The organism is Pseudomonas sp. LBUM1662 (genome assembly GCF_059695915.1).
The window spans coordinates 3,651,182-3,673,904 of the sequence record NZ_CP166793.1 but is presented as its reverse complement, the minus strand read 5'-3'; the positions used below and the strand labels follow the sequence as shown (position 1 = coordinate 3,673,904).

Below are 22,723 nucleotides of genomic sequence, written 5' to 3'. Positions count from 1 at the left end.
GGGGCTTTTTTTTGTCTGAAGGTTTTGTGTTGTCTGGACAGGCCTCTTCGCGGGCAAGCCTCGCTCCTACAAGAGACTGCGCATCCCTGTAGGAGCGAGGCTTGCCCGCGAAGGGGCCATTTGCCTTAATACAACTTCCGACCCGTTGTGTTATCAAGCATCGACACTTTATCTGTCGGCCTGGTCAATAAATTACTGAGCGACTGGTCAAACTTTTGCAATGCCCGAACTTGAACATTCTGTTGTTCGTTAATATCCGCCACGATCTCCTCACTGCGTTTGTAATCCGCCCATACCGGACTCAACGCTCTGGCATCATGCCCTTGTGCAGTGCCAATGTAATTGAAGTTCGCGTCATAGAACTGCGCACTGACATTCGCTTCGATATCCGAACTGCGCGATGTCATCAATTGGCTGCGGGTGTCGACGATGGCGACCACATCGGGCTTCGCCGCTTTGAGGCTTTGCATGTCCGGGTACACGGTCACCGAGCCGAACTGACGTTGCAGGGAGGCCTTGATCCAGTCCACGGCCTGGTCCGGTCTTGAGGTGGCGACGTAGGCGTCGTGGATCGACTGCACCAGCAGGCTCTGGCCGAAACCGGTGCCGGCGTTGGCCTGGTAGTCCTGTAGGTACGCGCGGTTGTCCTGGGTGTTGCGGCTGTAGACGACGCCCAACGAAACCTGGCTGCCGTTGGGAACGTGAGTGGCACTGCTGCGGCCCACCGGCTCGGTGAAGAGGCCGTCCAGCGAAGACACTGCTTTGGGCGCGGTGGGAACCGAACAGCCGGTCAAGAGAACAGTCATTGTCAATGTACTGACAAGCGCAAGTTTCATGGTGTTTCTCCAGTGAAACAACTTGAGTCGGAAAGTTGTAATGTCGGATTAATCCGGCGTGAGTCCAGACTAAACCCGTCGCTGCTGAATGAAATAGCCAATAACTGCACTTCCTGAGTGGCCAATAGTTTAATTGGATTTAAACAGTGCCCGGTCATTACGCCGGGAAATAAAAAGGCCCGAAAGGTTAATTCGGGCCTTTTTATTTATGGCTATTCGTTCAGCTATCAGTTTTCCAAGGGGATCAACACTTTCTCGTCGGGGGACAAGACCATGAAGACCAACAGTTTGGCAGGCTTGGTCGCGCTGGCGTTTTTCGAGATCAGATGTTCCGAACCGGCCGGCTCGTACCAATACTGCCCGGCCTTGTAGGTGATCGCTATCTCACCCTTCACTTGAGAAGTGATCGAGCCTGAAAGCACGTACGCCATGGCCGTGCCTTCATGCTTGTGGGCAATCGAGGATTGGCCGGGCTTGTAGTCGACCTCGATCATCATGGCTTTTTTGCCGGGTACGTTTTTCAACGCTTCATCCTGCAAAACCGTGACCTTCTCTGAAGGGCCTTCGTGAGCAATGGCAGTCGCGGAAATGGTCAGGGCAAGGGCGGCAAGCGGCGCAACAAGGAAACGCAAAGCTTTCATGGTTATCACCTGCGGTGGTTAGTAGTCAGAACCAACGATAGTCCGCAGGTGAGGCCAATCAAACAGCCAATGTTCGCGAAGGTGAGGGGACCAATCCAGCAGCTGAAAAGCAAAGATCGCAGCCTCGTTTCACTCGACAGCTCCTACAAAGTACGCAATGACCTGTAGGAGCTGTCGAGTGCAACGAGGCTGCGATCTTTGATCTTGTTCTAACGGATCGGAAAGCTGTTGAAGTCGACGGAATTAGCCAATTGGTTGTCGATCAGGCCAATAAAGCCTTGTACTTCAGGGCAATTGAAATGCGATTGCATGGCCGCTTCCGATTGCCAGCGGGCGCTGACGGTCCAGCGGTTGCTGTCCTCTGGGCAGCGGTCGACCATATAGGATTCACAGCCCGGTTGCTGACGCAGGGTGTCTACAATCTTTTGCAGTTGCTTACCCAGTTCTTCCGAGCGGCCGGCGGCGGCCTGCACCTTTACGGTATTGATCACTTCGTTGGACATTGCTCACACTCCTGAATCAGGCCGGACGAATCCTGCTCACTGAGGGATAACGCTTATGCAGGATAGGCCTGCACCTTGGGACCGCCAATAGCCAATCGCCGGATAAAGCCGCAGTCCAATCGATCAGGCGACCTGCTGCAAAATGTCACGCAAACGGTCCAGGGCGATGTCGATGTCCAGGGTTTCGATGGCGCCAAAGCCCAGGAAAAACCCGGCCCTTGGCGTTTGCTGGTAGAAAAAGCTGTCGATGGCGTAGAGCCCGACTTCGACCTTTTTCGCCAATTCGATCACCAATGGAATATCGACAGGCACTTTGCACATAACTGTCATGTGGAACCCTGCCGTGGTGGGCACCGGTTCCAGCCAGGGTGAAAGGTCGCCCGCCATGCGCGTCAGGATCCGTTCGCGGCGCCCGGCGTAGATCGTATGGCAGCGCCGAATGTGCTTGAGCAAGCAGCCTTCGGCGATGAACTTGGCCAACGCCCATTGGGGCAGGGTGGAGGTGTGCAGGTCGGTGAGCTGTTTGGCGCGGATGACGGCTTCAAGAATCGCCGGTGGCAACACCGCATAACCGAGCCGCAGTTCCGGCAGCATGGTTTTCGAAAAGGTCCCGACGTAGGCGACAATGCCGCGTTCGTCCATGCTCTGCAGTGAATCGGTAGGCCGCCCTTCGTAGCGGAATTCACTGTCGTAATCGTCCTCGATGATGATCGCGCCCAACTCGTACGCCCGCTCCAGCAGCGCAACCCGTCGCGCCTGACTCATCGGCATGCCCAGCGGAAACTGATGGGACGGGGTGACGTAAATCAGCCGGGTGCCCAACGGGATCTTGTCCACCTCAATCCCTTCAGCATCCACCGGCACCCCGATCACCGTCGCCCCGTGGGTGCCAAACAACAGGCGAGCCGGCGGGTAGCCGGGGTCTTCCATGGCGACAATGCTGCCTGGACGCGTCAGCACCCGGGAAATCAGGTCCAGCGCCTGTTGCGCGCCGTTGCACACCACCACGTCTTCATCCTGGCAATTGACCCCGCGGGAAAACGCGATATGCCGGGCGATCGCGTTGCGCAGCGCCGGCAAGCCTTCGGGCAGGCTGTAAAAGCCCTTGGAAGCGGCAATCTGGCGCAACGCGTGGGAGGTGCAGCGCCGCCAATCGTCCTGCGGAAACTGACCTTTGCTGGTCGCGCCTCCGATGAAGTCGTAGCGTAACGAGCCTTCCAGGGTCGGGTGGCGCAGGAACACCGGCAGGGTGCGCCAGGACTCGATTACCTCAAAGCTCGCCAGCTGCGAATGGCTTTGCTTGGGCGCGGCTTTCGCTGTGCGGGCATTGACGAAGGTGCCTTTGCCGATCACTCCGGTGAGGAAGTTTTCATAGGTCAGTTGCGCATAAGTGTCGGAAATGGTCTTGCGCGAAATGCCCAGCTGTTCGGCCAGCAAGCGGCTGGGCGGCAGCTGCGTCCCGGCTGCCAGACGACCGGATTCAATGGCGCTGCGCAGTTGGTTGTACAACTGGCCTGCCAGGTCCTTGCGGCCGTTGATGACAACATGAAGTTCCATACCGGCGAGGCTCCTGGGGCGATTGAGGCGCGTGTGCGTCGCGCAAGATTACCCGCATGAGCCGCTGTGCAGAAGTTGCGTGGGCGAAAAACCCAGGATTGGTCTGCTGGCGAATGGTCCACGGCTTTTTCGCCGAATTGGATCTGTAACGTCCGCGTGTCAGCGCCTACCTTGGAGGTCTCTACTCGATCCAAGAGACCGCCCCCATGAGTTCCCGCCTGGATTACTACAGCGCATCGCCCAAGGCGATGAAAGCGATGATTGCCATGGAGGCGCTGACCAGCAACCTCAGCATCGAGCCAGCGCTGCTGCACCTGATCAAGATCCGCGCCTCGCAACTCAATGGCTGCGCCTTCTGCACCGACATGCATTCGGTGGACGCGAGGCGCCTCGGCGAGACGGATCGGCGCTTGTATTCGATTGTGGTGTGGCGCGACAGCGGCTTCTTCAACCCTCGCGAACGCGCGGCGCTGGCCTGGACCGAAGCGGTGACGTTGCTCTCTGAAAGCCATGTGCCGGATGACGTCTACGCCTTGGCCCGGGAGCAGTTCAGCGAAAGCGAAATGGTCGACTTGACCATCGCGGTCACCACCATCAACAGCTGGAATCGCCTGGCGGTGAGTTTTCGGCAAACCCCCGGCGGCTGAATCGATTTTCCGCTGCGGCTGTCACGTCAGGTTCATAAACGCTGCGCAGGATGAGGGCTTCAAGGATAGAGCGACAAGGAGTCATAGATGTCATTCATGGAATCCACCCGCGCCGCCGGTATCGATCCGGTGCTGGCGCAGTCTTTCCGGGTCAGCGCCCGTTGCGGCTGTTTCATGCAGGCGGCCCGCAGCCTCAATATCAAATCAACCCAGTTGCGCAAACACCTGGCGCAGCTTGAAACGCAATTGCAGTGTTCGCTGTTCAATCATCAGGACAATGGCCTCGCCTTGAGCCGTGAAGGGTTGCAGCTTCAGGCGCAATTGATCGCCCTGGCTCATGAATACGACGTGCCGGTGATCGAACAACCGTTGATTCGACTGGCCGTGGCCGAGTCGATTCTGCATGACATCCTTGGCCGTGATCTGGTCGCGCTGTTGCGACGCAACGCCAGCGTGCGCCTGGACATCATCACACTGGACAGCGAGCTGTCGCTGCAAGCGGTCAGTGCCGATGTGGTGCTGTGGCTGGCCGGCACCGATTCCCCGCTGCCGGGCCCGAGTTTCCCGGTCAACGAGCCTCAGCGTCTGGCGCGACTGGATTATCTGCCACACATCGCCAAACGGTATTCACGCGTCGCGGCCCGGCCTGACAACCTCGATGACCTGGCCGACTTCATGCTGGTGCAATGGCAGCCGGACCGTCAGGTCGAGAGTTTTCGGCCGTGGAATGGCGTGGTCGATCAGCGTCTGGCCGGTGTGGTGCAGTTGCATTCTTATGAGTTGATGCTGGAGATGATCCGTTGCAGCGCCTGCATCGGGTTGCTGCCTAATTACATGAGCCGGTTTGACCGGGGCCTGGTCGCGCTATCGGGGTTGTTCGATCAGCCGATGCAGCGCCAGGTGTGGATGGCGGTCAATGCTGAGACCGCGGGTCAGGCCGAGGTGCAGATGATTGTCGAGCTGATCCACAACACCTTCAACGAGCGCCGGGACTGGTTCGAAGGCTGACACCGTCCCTGTGGGAGCGGGCTTGCTCGCGAAAGCGGTGGATCAGTCAAATCAATGCCAACTGAGCCGCCGCATTCGCGAGCAAGCCCGCTCCCACATTGGGTCTCGCCATGCCACAAGAACGCGTTGTAGAGTAAGCGGCCATGTCTGCATCAAGGATGAGTCACCCATGCGCGCCACCGATTCCGCAATCACCCTCGAACGCTTCAGCGAATCCCACATCGACGGCATCACCGCGCTCTACAACGACACGGCCATCACCCGTCAGGTCCTGCAAATGCCGTTTCAATCCACCGAGATCTGGCGCCAACGCCTGGCATCGGATAACGAGCGGCTGGTGAAACTGGTGGCGCTGCATCAGGGCGCGGTCATTGGCAACATTGGCCTGGAGCAATACTCGCGAATTCGCCGCAGCCATGCCGGCAATTTAGGCATGGCGGTCGCCGTGGAATGGCAGGGCAAAGGCGTGGGATCAAAACTGCTGGCGGCGGCGCTGGACGTCGCCGACAACTGGATGAACCTGCAGCGGGTCGAGCTTTCGGTGTACGCCGACAACGAAGCGGCCATCGGGCTCTACCGCAAGTTCGGCTTCGAGACCGAAGGCTTGTTCCGCGACTACGCCGTGCGGGACGGCCGCCTGGTCGACACCTTGAGCATGGCGCGTCTGCGCCGCATGCCAAGGTCTGACTGACTCAGTCACCCAACGCGAACGCCACCTCGGCCTGCGCATGCAGTGGCGTACGGTCTGGCGTTCTTCAGCGTTCTTGAAACTAGATAAAAACATGTAAACGTCACTCATGATGAGTCGCAGCAGATCAATAAATTGATCCCGCTTTTTACATCGCCTTTTCGGAAAATCAGTTGTTGTCAACTGTCAGGTCTGACAGTTGTCGGAAGAAGTGCTCAGGCGTATTAAAGGAGGCGATAGCGTCACTATTAAAAGCGCTCGTAGTGGCTTGGAAAAGTGATGTTGTTAATGCCTTTTACATAGAGTGTGGAAGGAATATTAATTATTTCGGGTGGATTGAACATGGCTGATGAACTTAAGAGTAAAAAAAGCACGACTGGTATTTTCAATGTGCGTGTGGAGGGGGAAAAGCCACTAAAGCAAGACTTGAAATCGTTTGATGTAAAAGCAGGAAGTGTTGAAGTTTTTGTTCAAGAGGGGGTCGGCGGTACTATGGAGACTAAACGTCTGTTCTTGCTTGGTTTTCATGGGGACTGTCCCAGTGGCCGCCATGAGGCTACTAGCCTGTTGAAAGTTGAATGTAAAGAGTGGTCGGACATGCATTCAATTGAGTATAAGGCCAAATCGGGCTGGGTCGAAGTCAGCACCACACCATCGCCGCGACGTATCACCGGGAAATTTGAAATGGTAGTGGGCATACACTCCAGTTCGCCACCTGGCGCACCTTCGGAAAAAAAGGTGTCGGGAGATTTTGATTTGACTAACGGCTAGTGTTTTTTTTGAGGCGAATTCCAGAGAAAAATTTGCCCGTAGTGCGATTTTGTACTGGCTGATTTGAGTTGTAAGTTTTACTAGGTTGAGAGTGTATCAGGCACTTTCGTCTGTGCCTGATACAACACTTTTGTGAAGAATTTATCGCTGTACCCAGAGCATGACACGCTTGCGTCGCACGCCCAGGTCAGGCTGACTCAGTCGCCCAACGCGAACGCCACCGCCGCCTGCGCATGCAGTTCGGTGGTGTCGAGCAAGGGGAGAGCGCAGTGCTCGGGTTTGATCAGCAGGCCGATTTCGGTGCAGCCGAGAATGATCGCCTGGGCGCCACGTTGGGTCAGCGACTCGATGACCTGCTGATACACCTTTCTCGATGCCTCGCTGATTACTCCGACGCATAACTCGTCATAGATGATCCGGTGCACGGCGCTGCGCTCCTCGGCGTCCGGCACCAGCACCGTCAATCCCATCGCGCTCAGGCGATCCTTGAGAAAGTCCTGTTCCATGGTGAAGGCAGTTCCGAGCAAACCGACTTTCAGCGCTCCGGCAGCTACAGCGGCTTGGCCTGTCGGGTCGGCGATGTGCAAGAACGGAATATTGATCGCCGCCTGAATCTGCCCGGCCACCTTGTGCATGGTGTTGGTACACAGCACCACGCACTCGGCACCGCCAGCCTCGAGCCGGCGCGCCGCATCCACCAGAATCGCCGCTGCGTCGTCCCAGCGTCCGGCATGCTGAGCTTGTTCGACAGGGCCAAAATCGACGCTGTACATGAGCAATTTCGCCGAACGCAACGGCCCGAGCCGGTCGCGGACCTGTTGGTTGATGAGGCGGTAATACTCGGCGCTGGACTCCCAGCTCATGCCGCCGATAAGGCCGATGGTGCGCATCCTGTTCTCCCATTATGTGAGTCGGGAGAGTGTCCTTTGTTTTAGGTAGATGGCGCTAGAGGGAGGCGCGATTTGCCGCACAGTGCCCTGGCGCTCGCGCTTCAGGGCAGCTAGTAGCGAGGCATCAGGGGAGGACCAGTTGATCCGATGCAACATATTGAAAACTCGCCTTCCCAGCCATGGTTGAAGGGGGTATGAGCCTGATCACAGGTACCCAGATCCTGGCAGTGGTTGAGTCACGGAAGTCTTTCTGATTGCTCCGGGCTTCCGCAAGACCGGCATTGTCACCACCCGCGATAAAAAAGAAGGCCATGAGTGGCAGGGTATTTTGCAGATTCTGCGGCCAGGTCTTGATGACGATTTCGTTTTGTTCGTTGAGTCCGGCAACGCCCAACATTCCTCTTGCCCGTACCGATTGATAAAACGGAACTGAAGCTGGTTTTCCAGTCGCCTCCGACACGTCAAATCCGCATTGCCGGATATGTTGATTGGTCGGTGAACTATCCCAGGCACTTTTCCATTGTTCCGCTGTAGTCACGCCGGCACTGCGGCAACGCTGGCTTTGAGAGGGATACGAGGCGTGATGACCGCAGGGTGTGGTTCGATTCCAGGTCCAGCCATCGATGGGAAAGGAGCAAAGGTAATCGAGATCGATCTTGTCCACTGGTGCGCCAAAGATGGGGTACAACATGAAGCCGTTGTTCTTACCCCATGCAAGGCGTCCCATATTTGCATCCTCCCTCAGGTAAGAAAACGAAACACCACCGTTTTTGACGGACGTCGGGCTTGGGTTCCAGACATGATGTGTTTCACCTGGTTGTTTATCGGTGACTCTGAGTGTGACCCCTGAGCACAGGAACGCCGGTGCAGTGACCGAGTTGTTGCAATTTTGAGATGTTTGATTGTAAAGATTGGTAAGTAAGTTAACGACTTCCGGTCCGGTCATCGCAGCATGTACGTTCCCGGTCGCGCCGATCTCCTGAGGCAATTGTCTATCGATCTGAGTACAGCCGAAAATGGATATAACAAGTAAAGTAAGTATGATGTTTTTCATAAGCGCTGGCTCAATCGTCAGATGGGTCTTTGCTGTTTCTACATGGTGATGGTTAATGCTTGTTCGGAATCAGCATGTGGCGTTTTAGTGTTTCGAGAAGTCAAGGGGCCTTTTCGGGTAAAGGAACAACATGGTTGCAACCGCCCTCCAACGTTTTTTCATATCCCACATCAGGTCGCCATGGCTCCAGGTTCCACTGCGGCTTATCTCTTGCTATTGCCAGGTGGCAGATCAGTTGATGGCGTAGTCCATGAGTGTTTTTCCAGTAGCGACTGTTTGAATAGTCGCGGGTCAGTTCGTCCCACAGATAAGGGGTGCCTTCCGGCTGTGTCCGTCTCGCACAAGGCGTGGGCGTGATAGAAAATGACCACTGGTAGTCGCGATAAAACCATTGCGCACTTTCTACGTATTGTACGCAGCGCTCAACGGTAAGAATGTAGCTGTCAGTTTTTACGGTTGCTGTTTGCGCATAGAGAGATGTATTAAAGCCTGACATTAACCCGATGATCAGCGGAAAATGACGGATAACGTTCAGGGCCGTTACGAAAGAGTTCCATCGCAAGATCTTCATTGGGTCACCACCTGATCTGCGGCAATGTAGGTAAACGTGGCTGTTCCGGTAGCGTTGACGGGAGGTGTCAGGCGGATGATAGGTACAACAATTTTCGGATTGGTCGAGTTGTAGAAATCTCGTTGATTATATTGGGCGTCTGCCAATCCTTCGTTTGAGCCACCTGCAATGAAAAAGAACGCCATGATGGGAAGGGTATTGGCGCGACCCGCAGGCCAGGTTCGTATAATAATTTCGTTATGTTCGTTGAAACCCGTAGTGCCCAGCATGGATTTTGCCAACAAGGACTGGTAAAACGCCGGCCCTGCCAATGTATTACGGTCATCCTCGACGTCGAAACCACATTGGCGAAGGTTTGGATTACCCCCCGACAAATTCCATACGGCAACTGCTTGTGCTGCGGTGGTCACACCGGCGTCTTGGCAACGTTTGCTTTGTACAGGATAGCTGGCGGAGGGTCCGCAAACTTCCGTTGCACTTCGATGCCAACCCCATGCATCCATCGGGTAGGCGCAAAGGTATTGCAACTGGTCTTTGCCAGCCGGCTGTTCGAGGAAGGGGTAGAGGATGTAACCATTGCCAAAACCCCATGCGAGCCGTCCAAAGTTTGCATCAGCCCTTAAGTGCGAGGCGGATATGCCGCCACTCGTCGTGGAGGTGGGGCTGGGGTCCCAGACTTTATAGTGTCCGGCAGGATCTCTCACCGTAACCCTGAGTGTGATGCCAGAACACAGGAACGCCGGTTGTGAGTCTACCTTGTTACAGTTGGTGAACTTCCTGCCATAAAGCGTAGTGAGCTGGGCCGCTACAGCGGGCCCATTTTGAGCATTGTTCCCACTGAATACGTCTATTGCATCAGTTGAGGTTTTATCTATCTGGCTACAACCCGCCGTCAATGCGAATAGAAGAATCCCGATTATTCTGAGCATGGCATAACCCCTCGCCGACAGTCGTATAACGATCCCGGCTTAATGATCAGTTGATTGTTTGGTGTGTCTAGTTAAAGTCAGGCGTAGTGTTCGTGTATCTATAAAGCAACTCTCAAACACCATGAAAAAATAAGCAGCTCATTAGTGTCAATTTTTTTCAGGGTGTAATTAAAAAATACGTCAAACCCCTTGTTCTCTGTCAGCCATGCCTGCAAGACAGGCAGATTTGTATAGGAGGGGTCTGTGATAGTGACTTCATCACCATATCGAGTGACCCGCCCGAACAATGCGAGCCGCACTTTATAATGACCTTCCAGTGTCGGGTAATAGGCTCTGAGGTTGGTTTTGTCCGAGGAGAGTGTGGGTTCTGGAAGGTGGTGTTTTTGCCCGGTGATTCGAATGTCCAGGGGGGCAGACGGAAGGTCCTCGGTGGTGCCCGGTAACCTGACGGTGTAACTGATCCGCGCACCTGTACCGATGCAGTCAACAACTTCCAGCCTCGGGATGTCAAACTTCAGCGTCTGCCCCGCATAAGAAACAGTTTGAATCTCACTGCCATACGTAGAATTGCGCCCGAGCCAATAAACTTTGACAGTTTGCCCGGCGGCGGAACCGGTGAAGTTAACCTCGATCGTAGCAAACTTGGCCTCATAGAAGTCTTTTTCAAAGTTTAATACGGTGCCGTTCTGTTCCTTGGCTTCCAGTACTTTGGGTTTGAGTAGATCCAGAATCGGTCGTTTGATGTGCACATCGATGTAAGCCGTACTTGACCAAATTGCCTGCGGGCCGGAAGAGTTGCCAACTTGATCGACGACCCTGTAGCGCATTGCAAATCGAGGGTTATCATTTTTGAACGCGTCTGCAAAAAGCTTCAGTACGATTGTGCCGGCAGTGGCTTGTGCAGCCGTTACCGTGTGCGGAACAGTGTGGCCATGACAATCAAGCGTGATTTTGTCGTACGCCCGCATGTAAGGGTACTTGAGTGTGACATCTACCCCTTGAGCGGCACGAATGGCATCGACACCCTTGGCGATAACGTCAGCAGGAAGTGTCATTCCAAGGTTGGGGTTGGCCCCGGATCCGGTTACTTCGCCGCCAGGGCGAGGAGTGTTAAAAAGAACGACAAGGTCTTCCGAGGTTTCCGGTTGCCCCTGACCAAGACGTTTGACGCTCAAACGAACCCGGTTGATTCCGTTCAGCAGGAATCCGCCCGGCAGATCCAGCGTGAATCTTTTGTTTTCCTCTCCGGGCTGGATTGTCTTGGTGTCAACGGCCGAAGGCAGGTTATTAAGCAATAGATCTGCGGTGTCGTATGCCCTCATGGTCAGCCAGGGGTCGACCACCGCTTGCACGCGGCCAGATGTAACAAGGGAAAGCGCAATGCCTCCCTGGGGATTGTCGGGATGAATAACTGGCGTCGTCCACCCCGGTATCAAGACCCTGTCGATCTTCAACGTTGAGTTGCTCATGAGCGTTGTTCCTTGGCTATGGGCCGTTGGCCTTCTTGTTACGTCCGCTGTGGGTTATCAAACACCTATCAGGCGAGCGCCGACTACTGTCAGATCTGACAGGTGAGGGTGTCTAAACCCCTGAAAAATTAACCGTTCGTCGTTTTCATCCACCGTCAAGAGATGTCCTTACGGCAGCTTTGTCGTACACCGATCACTGGCATCTGCCATGATTGACTCCCGCAGCACCGCTTCAACCAAAGGAACACCGCAATGGACGACGTACAGCAACTGGGCGAGATGCTCCGCCACTACGCGGAAAGCGAAGCGCACAAGAAGCAAGTGTTTGAGTCGCAATCGGCCGTGTGGGCGACGCGCATCGGTGAACTGTTCGACCAGATCCAGCAGTGGCTGGAGCCGGTCCAGATGCCGAATCTGCTGGAGGTGAGCCGCGAGGTGTATGTCGCTTCAGGGCCGAGCGTCCCGGTCGAGGCGTCGACGTTCAAGAGCGAGAAACTGAGCATTGTCATCGCCGGCAAACCGGTGGAGTTTGTGCCGGATGTGATGGGCACGGGTGGTCAGATTTCGTTGGCGGTGATGGGGTTGACGGCTGCGCGCTATGGCAGCATTTCGCTGGTGTGCCTGCCGCCGGCGACGAGCTGGCAGTGGCGCAAGACCAATGGCTTGAAAGACCCGGATACGTTTGCGTTCGATGCGAATTTCCTGGCTCAGCAACTGCAAAGCCTGATCCCCCGCGAACGTGGCTGAACCCTTGGCCTGACACATAACCCTGTGGGAGCGGGCTTGCTCGCGAAGAGGCCATAACATTCAGCATCAATGTTGAATGTCAGTCCGCCTTCGCGAGCAAGCCCGCTTGTATGTTTAGACTTGAAGGGGTGGGTCAGATTTCCAGGTTGCCCCAGCCTGGTTTAGCTTCTTCCGGCGCCACCGCTTTCACTGTTTTTCCCGTCGCCAATTCCACCCGCCGCGCCACCTCAGGGTCATCCGCAAACGGAATCAGGCTCGCATCCTCCAGACTCTCGTTCGTCTGGTGTTTCAGGCAATACTCGATCGCCAGCCAGAACCCCACGACCCCAAACAGATTCAGCACAATCTCGGTCATCTCAAACCTCACGCAATCTGCGCTTCACGTTCGGCCATCGCCACGTCCGAAACCCGCACGGTGCGCCACACGTTGTACGCCATCAGCAACATCCCGCTAAGGAAGAAAATTCCACCGGCAAAGCGCACCACAAACCCCGGATGGCTGGCCTGCAACGCCTCGACGAACGAATAGGTCAGCGTGCCGTCGTCGTTGATCGCACGCCACATCAACCCTTGGGTGATGCCGTTGACCCACATCGAAGCGATGTACAGCACCGTGCCGATGGTCGCCAGCCAGAAGTGCAGGTTGATCAGCGGCGTGCTGAACATCTGCTCCCGGCCGAAGACTTTCGGGACCATGTGGTAGATGGCGCCGAACGTGATCATCGCTACCCAACCGAGGGCGCCGGCGTGGACGTGGCCGATGGTCCAGTCGGTGTAGTGGGAGAGGGCGTTCACCGTCTTGATCGCCATCATCGGCCCTTCAAACGTCGACATCCCGTAGAAGGCCAGGGACAGCACCAAAAAGCGCAGGATCGGGTCAGTGCGCAACTTATGCCAGGCGCCCGAGAGCGTCATCATGCCGTTGATCATCCCGCCCCAGCTCGGTGCCAGCAGGATCAGCGACATCGCCATGCCCAGTGACTGCGCCCAGTCCGGCAACGCGGTGTAGTGCAAGTGGTGCGGGCCGGCCCAGATGTACAGGGTGATCAGCGCCCAGAAATGCACGATCGACAACCGATAGGAATACACCGGGCGTCCGACCTGTTTCGGCACGAAGTAATACATCATGCCGAGGAACCCGGTGGTCAGGAAAAAGCCCACGGCGTTGTGCCCGTACCACCACTGCACCATCGCGTCGGTCGCCCCGGAATACACCGGATAGGATTTGAACCAGTCGACCGGAATCGACAGGTGATTGACCACATGCAGCATCGCGATCACCACGATGAACGCGCCGAAGAACCAGTTGCCGACGTAGATATGCCTGGTCTTGCGTTGCACCACGGTGGTGAAGAACACGATGGCGTAAGCGACCCAGACCACGGTCATCCACACTGCGCCGGAGAATTCGATCTCGGCGTATTCCTTGGTGGTGGTGTAGCCCAGCGGCAGGGTGATCAGCATCACCACTATCACCGATTGCCAGCCCCAGAAGGTGAACGCGGCCAGTTTGTCGGAGTACAGCCGCACCTGACATGTGCGCTGCACCGCGTAGTAACTGGCGGCGAATTGCGCGCTGCCGGCAAAGCCGAAAATCACCAGGCTGGTGTGCAGCGGGCGCAAGCGGCCGAAGGTGGTCCACGGCAGGTCGAGGTTCATCTCGGGCCACACCAGTTGCGAGGCGATCCACACCCCCATCGCCATCCCTACGACGCCCCAGACGATGGTTGCCACGACGAATTGGCGGACGACCTTGTAGTTGTAGGCCTGTCCGATTATTGCTGTGCTCATGGTCAATGCTTCCACGGTTGCAAAGTCTTGCCAGGCCACCCGGACTGGCATGCCGTCAACTGTAGAAACACTGCCGTAAACAAAACAGACTCAGAAAAACCGAGTTTATGCGGATCAGATACAAGGCCTGCCTGCGGTGATCTGACGCAGTCTGATACGGTTTTTTAGTATTCAGGTGAATCTGTAACGCGCTGCGCCGCAGGTTCATAGTAATTACCTCAACGAGCCCCAGAGCTCGGCACCCACCGCAATCCCTGTGGGAGCGGGCTTGCTCGCGAAAGCGGAGTGTCATTCAACATCTTCGTTAGCTGATATACCGCTTTCGCGAGCAAGCCCGCTCCCACAGGTTCTATGCCAGACCCTGATGAGGTAGCCACATGTATCAGTACGACGACTATGACCGGGCCCTGGTCTTCGAGCGGGTTGCGCAGTTTCGCGATCAGGTCGAGCGTTTCATGACGGGCGAATTGAGCGAGGAAGAATTCCTGCCGTTGCGCCTGCAGAACGGCCTGTACATGCAAAAGCACGCCTACATGCTGCGCGTGGCGATTCCCTACGGGACGCTGAGCGCCAGGCAAATGCGCACGCTGGCGAGCATCGCCCGGGACTATGATCGCGGGTATGGCCACTTCACCACCCGACAGAACATGCAGTTCAACTGGATCGAGCTGGCGCAGGTGCCGGACATTCTCGAACGGCTTGCCCAGGTCGAGATGCACGCGATCCAGACCTCCGGCAACTGCGTGCGCAACATCACCACCGAAGCCTTTGCCGGTGTGGCCGCGGACGAGTTAATGGACCCGCGACCGCTGGCCGAGATCCTGCGCCAGTGGTCGACCATCAACCCGGAATTCCTCTACCTGCCGCGCAAGTTCAAGATCGCCATCTGCTCGGCGGAGCAGGACCGCGCCGCGATCATGATGCATGACATCGGCCTCTATCTTTATCGTGATGACAGTGGGCAGATGCTGTTGCGCGTCATTGTCGGTGGCGGGCTGGGGCGTACGCCGATCCTTGGCTTGCAGATTCGCGAGGGTTTGCCGTGGCAGCATTTGCTGTCCTACGTCGAGGCGGTGCTGCGGGTCTACAACCGCCACGGTCGGCGCGACAACAAGTACAAGGCGCGGATCAAGATTCTGGTCAAGGCCCTGGGCATCGAAGCCTTCGCCAAGGAAGTGGAGGAGGAGTGGCAGTACCTCAAGGACGGTCCGGCGCAGTTGACCGACGTCGAATATGAGCGGGTCGCCAGTGCCTTTGTGTCCCCTGACTACCGTTCGCTGTCCGACACGGACCTGGATTTCGGCACACGCCTGGCCGAGACCCCGGCCTTCGCGCGCTGGGTCACGCGCAACGTCCAGCCGCACAAGATCCCGGGTTACACCAGCGTGGTGCTGTCGACCAAACCGGGCTTCGACTCACCGCCGGGGGACGTGACGACCGAGCAAATGCTGGCCGTGGCCGAATGGTCCGAGCAGTTCGGTTTCGGCGAGATTCGTATCGCCCATGAGCAAAACATCGTCCTGCCGGACGTGCCCAAGGCCGATCTCTACGCGCTGTGGTGCCTGGCCTGCGAGCAGGGCCTGGGTTGCGCCAATATCGGCTTGCTGACCGACATCATCGCGTGCCCCGGCGGCGACTTCTGCGCGCTGGCCAACGCCAAATCGATCCCTATTGCCCAAGCGATCCAGGCCCGTTTCGAGGACCTGGATTACCTCCACGACCTGGGCGACATCAGCCTGAACATCTCCGGCTGCATGAACGCCTGCGGTCACCACCACATCGGCAACATCGGCATTCTGGGGGTCGATAAGAACGGCAGCGAGTGGTACCAGATCACCCTCGGCGGCAGCCAAGGCAAGAACAGCGCCCTGGGCAAGGTCATCGGCCCATCGTTCAGCGCCGCCGAAGTGCCCGGGGTGATCGAGCGGATCATCGCCACATTCGTCAGCTACCGCGAGAGCGAAGAACTGTTCGTCGACACCTTGCAGCGCATCGGTCTTGAGCCGTTCAAGGAACAGGTGTATCCGAAGATGCTGGAGGTTTCGGCATGAACAATCTGCTGAGGCTGGAGGAGGGTGGGGCGCGGATTGTGACTGACGATCCGTGGGTGCTGGTCAAGGATCCAGAGGGCGAGTTACCGGACGGGCCGCTGATAGTGCCGTTGAGTCGTTGGCTTCCAGAGCCAGGCCGGCACGCAGTCTGGCTGGGGCCGGATGATGAGGTGGAAAGCCTCAAACCGTGGTTTGACTCGTTGCCGCTGATTGCCCTGGATTTTCCGAGCTTTCGCGACGGTCGCGGTTACAGCCAGGCGTACCTGTTGCGCACTCGATTGGGCTGGACAGGGGAATTGCGCGCGGTCGGGGACGTGCTGCGCGATCAGCTCAGCCACATGCGCCAATGCGGGTTCGACAGTTTCGCGGTGCGTGAAGACAAATCCGCTGAGGACGCGCTGAAGGGGCTGGCCGGGATGAGCGTGTTGTACGGGCGTTCGGTGATTGAACCGCGGCCGTTGTTTCGTCGGCGATAGGCCGCCGACGAGGCGGGCGCATCCTGTTTCGCAGGATGCGCGGGGTTATCAGTTGATGCGGATCAGGGACGCGCGGGCGTCCGGGGAAAGCTGATCGATCTCCAGCAGCGTCAGGTCTTTTGGCGCTTCGGCGGTCAGGGGTTTGCCAAAGTTGCCCGCCGCATCCGTCGGCAGTTTGTACATCGCACCGGTCAATGGATCGACCACCAGCATGCCAATCAGACCACCGAACACCAGGTTGCCCCAGTACCAGCCACTCATGCTCGATTCCAGTGTCGCGCTGGTATCGGCAAAACCTTCTTTTTTGAAGGTGACGGTGTAGGACTCGCCCTTGAAGTAGCCACGGCCCGACGGCAGCGTCACAGAGTTGGGCGTGGAACCGCTGTGCACGACAACACCGGCCTTGTTCTTGATGACAAAGTTGGCACCGCTTGGCGTGCTCGACACGTTCACCGGGTATTTGCTGTCACCCACGATACTGGCGCAGCCTGAGGTCAGCAGTGCGGCGGACAGGGTGGTAACGGTGAACAGCGTGCGAAGGGCTTTCATTGTTGATCCTTTGGACAGGGCTTTGCCGTCTATGGCCGAGGCGCGCTTCATGCCGCCTCGAAGTTTTCTGGGGTGTTTTGCGCCGCGCACTTTATCACTGATATCAGTGGGCCATCATCCTGAATTTATGGATGAATCGATTATTCATGCGTAGGGGTATGTTGCGTTGCGGCGCAGGGTATTTTTGCTTGGGGCGCTGATGGCATTTTGGTAAAGTCCGCGCATTCTCAAAAAGGAGTCGGGTATGCGCAGGATTTTCGCGGTCGGGTTGGTGACATTGATGTTGGCGGGTTGCGGTGGTCCGAAACTGGACGGCACCAGCGACGAGAGCCTCACGGCATCGCTGGACAAGGTCACGAAAGACATGCCACAAGACAAGAAAGCCCAACTCCTTGAAGACTTGAAACTCATCACCTTCAGTAATATCGGCGAGGCTCTGACTGGCCAGATCACGGCCGAGCAAGCCAAAAACAACGTGCGCACAACGCTCAACGGTAAAACCGCTGAAGACGTCGCCGTCATCGCCGCCAACCTTCGCACCGAGCGTGCCCTCAAAGAAAAACAACAAGCCCTGGCCGAGATCAAGCAGCTGCAGGATATCCAGCAGATGGCGGAGAAAGCCAAGGTCGAGATGGCCAAGTTCCAGATTCTCAAGTCGGAATTTTATTTCACCGAGAAGAACAAGAATGTTGCGGCGCCGCACGGTCAACCGGTGGTGGTAGCGAAGGTCAAGAATGGCACGACGTACTCCGTGGCTCGTGTGGGTTTTAAAGGCACCGTGGCCAGCCCGGGCCGTGCCACGCCATGGTTTGTCGGCACAGTCGAATTGCCGATTCCTGGCGGTATAGAGCCGGGCGAGTCGCCAACCTGGGAAATCACGCCCAACCAGTTCAGCGACTGGGGCAAGCTTGATGCGCCCCCGGAAGCGCTGTTCAGCCTGGAAATCATCAAATTGGTGGGTGCCGACGGCACGCTGTTGTTCGACGCCAGCGGCCTGACTCCGCAGCAGACCGAGCGCCTGCAGGCGCTGCAAGACAAATACGCCGCTAACTAATCACTGAGATAACCGAGAACCCGCGCCAGCGGGCTTTCGGCTGCATGGAAGAAATCGGGAAAGGAGTCGAGTCGTGGGTGTGGGCAAGAAGGTTTTGGGGTTGATTGCGCTGTTGCTGATGTTGGCGCTGTGGGCCAGTTATTTTTATGTGTTCAAGGAAAACCGCGACGGCCAGTTAGGCGGAGCCTTTGACAGTACGGCGTGGTGCGGCACGCCACCGGCCAGCGACGCGGCTGCGCTGGGCAAGGATCAACTGACGCTGCGCATCACCAACACAATGCGCGGCGAGTTCATGCTCAGCGGTGCCGTGGTGGTGTCCGAGCGCACCTTTAACCGCTACGACCTGGGCCGTAACGAACTGCGCCTGCGCCTGGAACCCTTGCAGTGGTCGTTCGGCGTCACGCCGATTTTCCTCGAGCAGGTCAAGGTCCAGCCGCTGAGCCGCAACCTCGCATCCGCCCGCAAAAGCGCCTACGCCGAACTCGAGCCAAGGCCCATCGGGGTGCAGGGGCGGGCCACGGATTTTCCCTTCGATACCTATCGTTACGGCTACAAACCGGTGCTGTATTACCTCAAGGGCAACGAGCGCATCGACCTGAGGTTCAAGAACATCACCACGCTGATGGAGATGTCGAACACCTTCACTCCGATCCAGAAGTACAACCGCGTCGACTACATCAACGAACGCAACTCGATGATCCGCGATGAAGATTACAAGGCCTATGGCGCCCACGAGTGTGCGTTCAGCGTCGAGCGCAAAGGCTCGTTCAAGGTGATCGTGCTGTTGTTGCTGCTGGTACTGTGCCTGCCGTTGCTGCACGTGTTCTACCGCGATGAACCGGGGATCGATTTTCTCGCCACGCTGGTGAGTATCGGCGCGATCCGGGTGTTGTTGGTGGGGCCGATGAAGGACTTCCAGCTGTACACCATCGACTTCCTGTTCGCCGGGGTGATTATCTTGGTGGGCACGGTGTCGCTGATCAAGGCGATGCGGGCGAACAGTCGGCGGGAGTTGGCGTTGAAGAGTGGTTCTTCGTGGTGATTCTGATCTGAGACCGTGGTGACGCCATCGCGGGCAAGCCACGCTCCCACAGGTTTTGCGCAATCCTGTGGGAGCGTGGCTTGCCCGCGAAGGGGCCATTGGATCAGACCCCAATCACTTCAACGCCGGATCGCCCATGTTCATTTTCTTCCAGCCCTGCAACAACACCTGCGCTTTCGGTTCCTGTCCGTTTTCCAGGTAGTACTGGATCAGCGACAGCCGCGCATTGCGGTTGGCCGGCTGCACTTTCAACAACCGCTCCAGCTCTTCGCAGGCCTCATCGACCTTGCCGCTGTCGTGCAACGCCACGGCCAGCACGTAACCGTATTGGGCGCTTTGCGGTTCCAGTTGCGCGGCTTTGCGCAAGGCCGGCATGGCCTGGGCTGATTGGCCTGCACGTACCAGCGACAAGCCTTGGGTGTGTTGCAACAGGGCGGCATCCGGGTGTTCTTTCAGGCTTTGCGCCAACAGCGTCTGCGCTTCCTGACCGCGTCCGTTGGCTTCCAGCCATTGCACCAGCGTCACCAGCGCCGGGTAGAAATCCGGATCACGCTTGAGGGCGCTACGCAGCAGCGGTTCGACTTCATTGTTGCGACCGCTGGCCTGATAGAGCATTGCCAGGTTGAGGTTGGCCTCGGCGCGCTCGGCCAGGCTTATCTGCACCGCTTCGTACTCGGCAATCGCTGCATTCCAGTTCGCCTGGGCGTTGCCCAATCCGTTGCGCGCCACGCTCAGCAAGTCCCGGGCCGCGACGATGCGCACAGCCTTCACCGGATCGCCCAGCAACGGCGTCAGCAGCGGCGCACGCTCCGGTGGTGGCAGGAACGCGCTGATCGCCCGCACCGCGCTTTCACGCACTTGCGGTGCAGGGTTGCTCAGGTCTTTGGTCGCGAGTTTCAACGCCTGCTCGCTCGGGTACAGCGGCAATTCCGCGAGCAAGGTCGCACGCTGGATCGCCGGCAGGTTGCTGCGCTGCAGTTGCTCGTACAGGGCCTGCGCGGCGCCGGGCTGACCGTTGCGAATCAGCCACAGGCTTTCGTCGTAGCGCGGCGCCTGCAACGGGGTGGCGCTGTTCCACAGTTTGAATTGCTCGGTGACCTTGTCGCCGGCCTTGCCCTGGTGACAGGTCAGGCAGGCGTCCGGTGTGCCGAGTTTTTTCGCCCGCTCCGGGTTGGGGATGCTGAAGCTGTGGTCATGCCGGAAGTCATTACCCATGTAGAACTTGCCGGGCATGTGGCAATCCACGCATTGGGAGCCGGGCTGTCCCGGAGTGTGGCGGGTGTGTTCGATGGAATCGTAGTTCTTCGCCTGGAGGCCCTTGCCGTCGACGCCCGCCACCGAAGTTTTGCCGGCGGTGTTGTGGCATTGCAGGCAGACGCCGTTGCCCGGGGCCTTGAGTTCGGTGCTGTGAGGGTTGTGGCAGTTGCTGCAACGCACGCCCTTGTCGAACATTTTGCTTTGGACGAAGGAGCCGTGCTCGAACACCTCATCCTTGATCTTGCCATCCAGCGCGTACAGCTCGCGGGTCAGGGGACTCGGCAGGTAGTCGTCCATCAAGCGTTTGCCGACGGTGTAGCCGTCGTCCAGCGGTGCGCGGCGCGAATGGCAGCGGGCGCAGGTTTCGATTTCGACGGTGGCGTCCTTGTCCTTGAGGTCGACGGCAAAGCCTGCATGGATCAAATCAGTTTTTTTCGCCGTCCATTCCAGGTGATTGGATGCAGGACCGTGGCACGCCTGACAACCGACACCGAGGCTGTTCCACTGACTGTCGAAGGTGTTTTTTGTCGCGTCGAAATTACGCTTGTAGCCGGTGGTGTGGCACTCGACGCACATGAAGTTGGCGTTCTGGCTCGGCTTGCTCCAGTGCAGCGGGTTTTTGAAGTTCACGCCTTGGCCCGGATAGAGGTGAAACCAACGGTTTTTCTCGGTATCCCACGCCACGCCCAGCGCTTGCAAGCGGCCTTCGCCAACCTCGATCAGGTATTGCTGCAACGGCGCGATGCCGAAGGTGTAGGCCACTTTGAAGTCAGCATTCTTGCCATCAATGCCGGGCGTGTTGACCCAGAAGCCGTCGTCCTTGCGCGAGAAATGGGTGGTTTCGTTTTCCGTTTTGAACGTGACGTTTTTGAAGTCGCCCAGCATCGTCTCGGCATTGGCTTCCTGCATTGCCAATTGGTGATGTGAGCCTTGCCAATCCTTCGTCTGCGCGCTGTGACAGCCCTGGCATTGTTGCTCGTCGACCATCTTCGCCGGTGCCATGGCGACGGGTTGCGGTTTGGCCGGCTGAACGACCGGGGAGCTGACGGGTACGGTTTTGATCGGCGCTGGCGTACTGCTGAGCAGAAACCAGCCGATTGCCGCCACGGCCACCAGCAAGATGCCGATGGTGACGGGAAACAGGTAGCGGTTAATCAGGGTCGGTGACGAATCAGGGTTTGGGATTGCTGCTTTATTTTTATATTTCGGCATTGCGACTTCCGTAGTCCAGATGCGTTTGCCGTCAGGCGCGCGTTCATGCTTGGTGCAGCTTTGCCGGATGCTCTGCGTCTGTCAAATGGCGCATGTGAGCCATCCCGCAGCGATAGATGAATATTGTACTTTTTGAAAACAAAAACGCTGTGTGTTGGCTATAACTGTAATTCCCCTACGCAATACCGTTGTCGGCCTTCTGACAGGAGTTACAGCATGAAGCTAGCGTTAATGATGAGCACGTTGTGCATTGCCTCGATCGGGGTGGTGGGATGTGCCAGCAAAGTCGTTGAGCCGGACCAGTATTCAGGTTTTCTCAAGGACTACAGCCAGCTCAAGGAAGCCAAGTCGCCCTCTGGCGCGACGGTGATGCGTTGGGTTGATCCCAAGCTCGATATCAATAAATACACCAGCGTCTACATTGAGCCGACTCAGCTGTATCCGAAGCCGCAACCGACGGTGAAAATTCCGCAGGCGACCCTCAATGGCATCACCGCTTATTACGATCAGGCGCTGAAGCGCGAAGTGGGTAAATCCCTGCCATTGGCCGCAGGTCCCGGCCCGGGCGTGATGGTGGTGCGCGCTGCAATTACGGCAGTGAGCAGCAAGACAGAAGGACTGAAGCCTTATGAAGTGATCCCGATTGCGCTGGTGGCCGCGGCGGTCAGCACGGCCAGCGGTATTCGTGATCAGGAGACCGATCTGGCCACCGAAGCGGTGTTCCTCGATGGCGGCGACAATCACGTTTTAGCCCAGGTCGTGCGCAAGGGCACCGGCAAGCCGCTGGAAAACAGTGCTCAGGTGATGAAGGCCGATGACGTGAAAGGCGTGATCGATGGCTGGGCGTCGGATTTGCATCAGTCGTATCTGAAGCTTAAATCCAAGTGAAGCAGTGAGGCTGATGGCCTCATCGCGGGCAAGCCTCGCTCCTACGGTATTGAGTCGTTCGTCAATTTCATGAACGACCTGATCCTGTAGGA

The 22,723-nt window shown here is 57.3% G+C and carries 23 protein-coding genes; 10 read left to right on the top strand and 13 right to left on the bottom strand.

Translation table 11 applies throughout. The features are described from left to right. Nucleotides 1-125: 125 nt before the first annotated feature. The 4 genes from ACA049_RS16425 to pdxR form a co-directional block, all read right to left on the bottom strand. The gene (locus tag ACA049_RS16425; protein WP_497328368.1) at nt 126-836 is read right to left on the bottom strand and encodes an ATPase; all 711 of its coding nucleotides are present in this window, start codon (nt 834-836) and stop codon (nt 126-128) included. A 227-nt stretch (nt 837-1,063) separates the two neighbouring features. Further along, a complete protein-coding gene (locus ACA049_RS16420; protein WP_497328367.1) occupies nt 1,064-1,477 on the bottom strand; it encodes a cupin domain-containing protein in 414 nt (137 codons plus the stop codon). A gap of 209 nt (nt 1,478-1,686) precedes the next feature. Next, entirely contained in the window at nt 1,687-1,980 is a 294-nt protein-coding gene (locus tag ACA049_RS16415) for a putative quinol monooxygenase (protein WP_497328366.1), read from the bottom strand. A 123-nt stretch (nt 1,981-2,103) separates the two neighbouring features. Next, the gene (pdxR, locus tag ACA049_RS16410) at nt 2,104-3,537 is read right to left on the bottom strand and encodes a MocR-like pyridoxine biosynthesis transcription factor PdxR (RefSeq protein WP_497328365.1); all 1,434 of its coding nucleotides are present in this window, start codon (nt 3,535-3,537) and stop codon (nt 2,104-2,106) included. Nucleotides 3,538-3,743: 206 nt separating this feature from the next. Here pdxR and ACA049_RS16405 point away from each other — a divergent pair, with 206 nt between their 5' ends. The 4 genes from ACA049_RS16405 (at nt 3,744) to ACA049_RS16390 (ending at nt 6,651) form a co-directional block, all read left to right on the top strand. After that, nucleotides 3,744-4,184, top strand: a complete 441-nt coding sequence (locus tag ACA049_RS16405; protein ID WP_497328364.1) for a carboxymuconolactone decarboxylase family protein — start codon at nt 3,744-3,746, stop codon at nt 4,182-4,184. Nucleotides 4,185-4,271: 87 nt separating this feature from the next. Then, a complete protein-coding gene (locus ACA049_RS16400; RefSeq protein WP_497328363.1) occupies nt 4,272-5,192 on the top strand; it encodes a LysR substrate-binding domain-containing protein in 921 nt (306 codons plus the stop codon). 169 nt (nt 5,193-5,361) lie between these two features. Then, nucleotides 5,362-5,883 carry a GNAT family N-acetyltransferase gene (locus ACA049_RS16395; RefSeq protein ID WP_497328362.1) on the top strand — a complete coding sequence of 174 codons (522 nt, stop codon included), beginning with the start codon at nt 5,362-5,364 and terminating at the stop codon, nt 5,881-5,883. Nucleotides 5,884-6,222: 339 nt separating this feature from the next. After that, nucleotides 6,223-6,651, top strand: a complete 429-nt coding sequence (locus tag ACA049_RS16390) for a hypothetical protein (protein WP_497328361.1) — start codon at nt 6,223-6,225, stop codon at nt 6,649-6,651. Nucleotides 6,652-6,848: 197 nt separating this feature from the next. On the opposite strand, the gene ACA049_RS16385 is transcribed toward ACA049_RS16390, so the two are convergent. From ACA049_RS16385 to ACA049_RS16365, 5 genes are all read right to left on the bottom strand, one after another. Then, nucleotides 6,849-7,541 (bottom strand): aspartate/glutamate racemase family protein, encoded by a 693-nt coding sequence (locus ACA049_RS16385; protein WP_497328360.1) that lies wholly within the window; start codon nt 7,539-7,541, stop codon nt 6,849-6,851. Between the two features lie 124 nt (nt 7,542-7,665). Continuing rightward, on the bottom strand, nt 7,666-8,595 hold the full coding sequence (locus tag ACA049_RS16380; RefSeq protein ID WP_497328359.1) for a halovibrin HvnC: 930 nt from the start codon (nt 8,593-8,595) through the stop codon (nt 7,666-7,668). Between the two features lie 100 nt (nt 8,596-8,695). Next, nucleotides 8,696-9,166, bottom strand: a complete 471-nt coding sequence (locus tag ACA049_RS16375; RefSeq protein ID WP_497328358.1) for a DUF2599 domain-containing protein — start codon at nt 9,164-9,166, stop codon at nt 8,696-8,698. Continuing rightward, complete coding sequence (locus ACA049_RS16370) at nt 9,163-10,095, bottom strand: halovibrin HvnC (RefSeq protein WP_497328357.1); 933 nt, start codon at nt 10,093-10,095, stop codon at nt 9,163-9,165. The genes ACA049_RS16375 and ACA049_RS16370 overlap by 4 nt, the downstream gene beginning before the upstream one ends. A gap of 98 nt (nt 10,096-10,193) precedes the next feature. Next, nucleotides 10,194-11,564: a hypothetical protein gene (locus ACA049_RS16365; RefSeq protein WP_497328356.1), complete on the bottom strand. Its 1,371-nt coding sequence runs from the start codon at nt 11,562-11,564 to the stop codon at nt 10,194-10,196. Between the two features lie 252 nt (nt 11,565-11,816). Here ACA049_RS16365 and ACA049_RS16360 point away from each other — a divergent pair, with 252 nt between their 5' ends. Next, complete coding sequence (locus ACA049_RS16360) at nt 11,817-12,311, top strand: hypothetical protein (RefSeq protein ID WP_497328355.1); 495 nt, start codon at nt 11,817-11,819, stop codon at nt 12,309-12,311. Nucleotides 12,312-12,444: 133 nt separating this feature from the next. Here the strand turns inward: ACA049_RS16360 and ACA049_RS16355 are convergent, their stop codons facing one another. Beyond that, nucleotides 12,445-12,666 (bottom strand): cbb3-type cytochrome c oxidase subunit 3, encoded by a 222-nt coding sequence (locus tag ACA049_RS16355; protein WP_497328354.1) that lies wholly within the window; start codon nt 12,664-12,666, stop codon nt 12,445-12,447. 8 nt (nt 12,667-12,674) lie between these two features. Beyond that, entirely contained in the window at nt 12,675-14,102 is a 1,428-nt protein-coding gene (gene ccoN, locus ACA049_RS16350) for a cytochrome-c oxidase, cbb3-type subunit I (RefSeq protein ID WP_497328353.1), read from the bottom strand. A gap of 377 nt (nt 14,103-14,479) precedes the next feature. On the opposite strand from ccoN, the gene nirA reads away from it, so the two are divergent. Then, nucleotides 14,480-16,153 (top strand): nitrite reductase NirA, encoded by a 1,674-nt coding sequence (nirA, locus tag ACA049_RS16345; protein ID WP_497328352.1) that lies wholly within the window; start codon nt 14,480-14,482, stop codon nt 16,151-16,153. Continuing rightward, entirely contained in the window at nt 16,150-16,629 is a 480-nt protein-coding gene (locus tag ACA049_RS16340; RefSeq protein ID WP_497328351.1) for a DUF934 domain-containing protein, read from the top strand. Before nirA ends, ACA049_RS16340 begins: the two co-directional genes overlap by 4 nt. 48 nt (nt 16,630-16,677) lie before the next feature. Here the strand turns inward: ACA049_RS16340 and ACA049_RS16335 are convergent, their stop codons facing one another. Next, the gene (locus ACA049_RS16335; RefSeq protein ID WP_497293622.1) at nt 16,678-17,178 is read right to left on the bottom strand and encodes a hypothetical protein; all 501 of its coding nucleotides are present in this window, start codon (nt 17,176-17,178) and stop codon (nt 16,678-16,680) included. 244 nt (nt 17,179-17,422) lie between these two features. On the opposite strand from ACA049_RS16335, the gene ACA049_RS16330 reads away from it, so the two are divergent. Together ACA049_RS16330 and ACA049_RS16325 are read left to right on the top strand one after the other, a co-directional pair. Further along, the gene (locus ACA049_RS16330) at nt 17,423-18,232 is read left to right on the top strand and encodes a DUF6694 family lipoprotein (RefSeq protein ID WP_497328350.1); all 810 of its coding nucleotides are present in this window, start codon (nt 17,423-17,425) and stop codon (nt 18,230-18,232) included. A 73-nt stretch (nt 18,233-18,305) separates the two neighbouring features. Then, nucleotides 18,306-19,274: a hypothetical protein gene (locus tag ACA049_RS16325; RefSeq protein ID WP_497328349.1), complete on the top strand. Its 969-nt coding sequence runs from the start codon at nt 18,306-18,308 to the stop codon at nt 19,272-19,274. Between the two features lie 114 nt (nt 19,275-19,388). On the opposite strand, the gene ACA049_RS16320 is transcribed toward ACA049_RS16325, so the two are convergent. Beyond that, a complete protein-coding gene (locus ACA049_RS16320) occupies nt 19,389-21,743 on the bottom strand; it encodes a tetratricopeptide repeat protein (RefSeq protein ID WP_497328348.1) in 2,355 nt (784 codons plus the stop codon). A gap of 216 nt (nt 21,744-21,959) precedes the next feature. Here ACA049_RS16320 and ACA049_RS16315 point away from each other — a divergent pair, with 216 nt between their 5' ends. Next, entirely contained in the window at nt 21,960-22,631 is a 672-nt protein-coding gene (locus tag ACA049_RS16315; RefSeq protein WP_497328347.1) for a DUF3313 domain-containing protein, read from the top strand. Nucleotides 22,632-22,723: the final 92 nt, after the last annotated feature.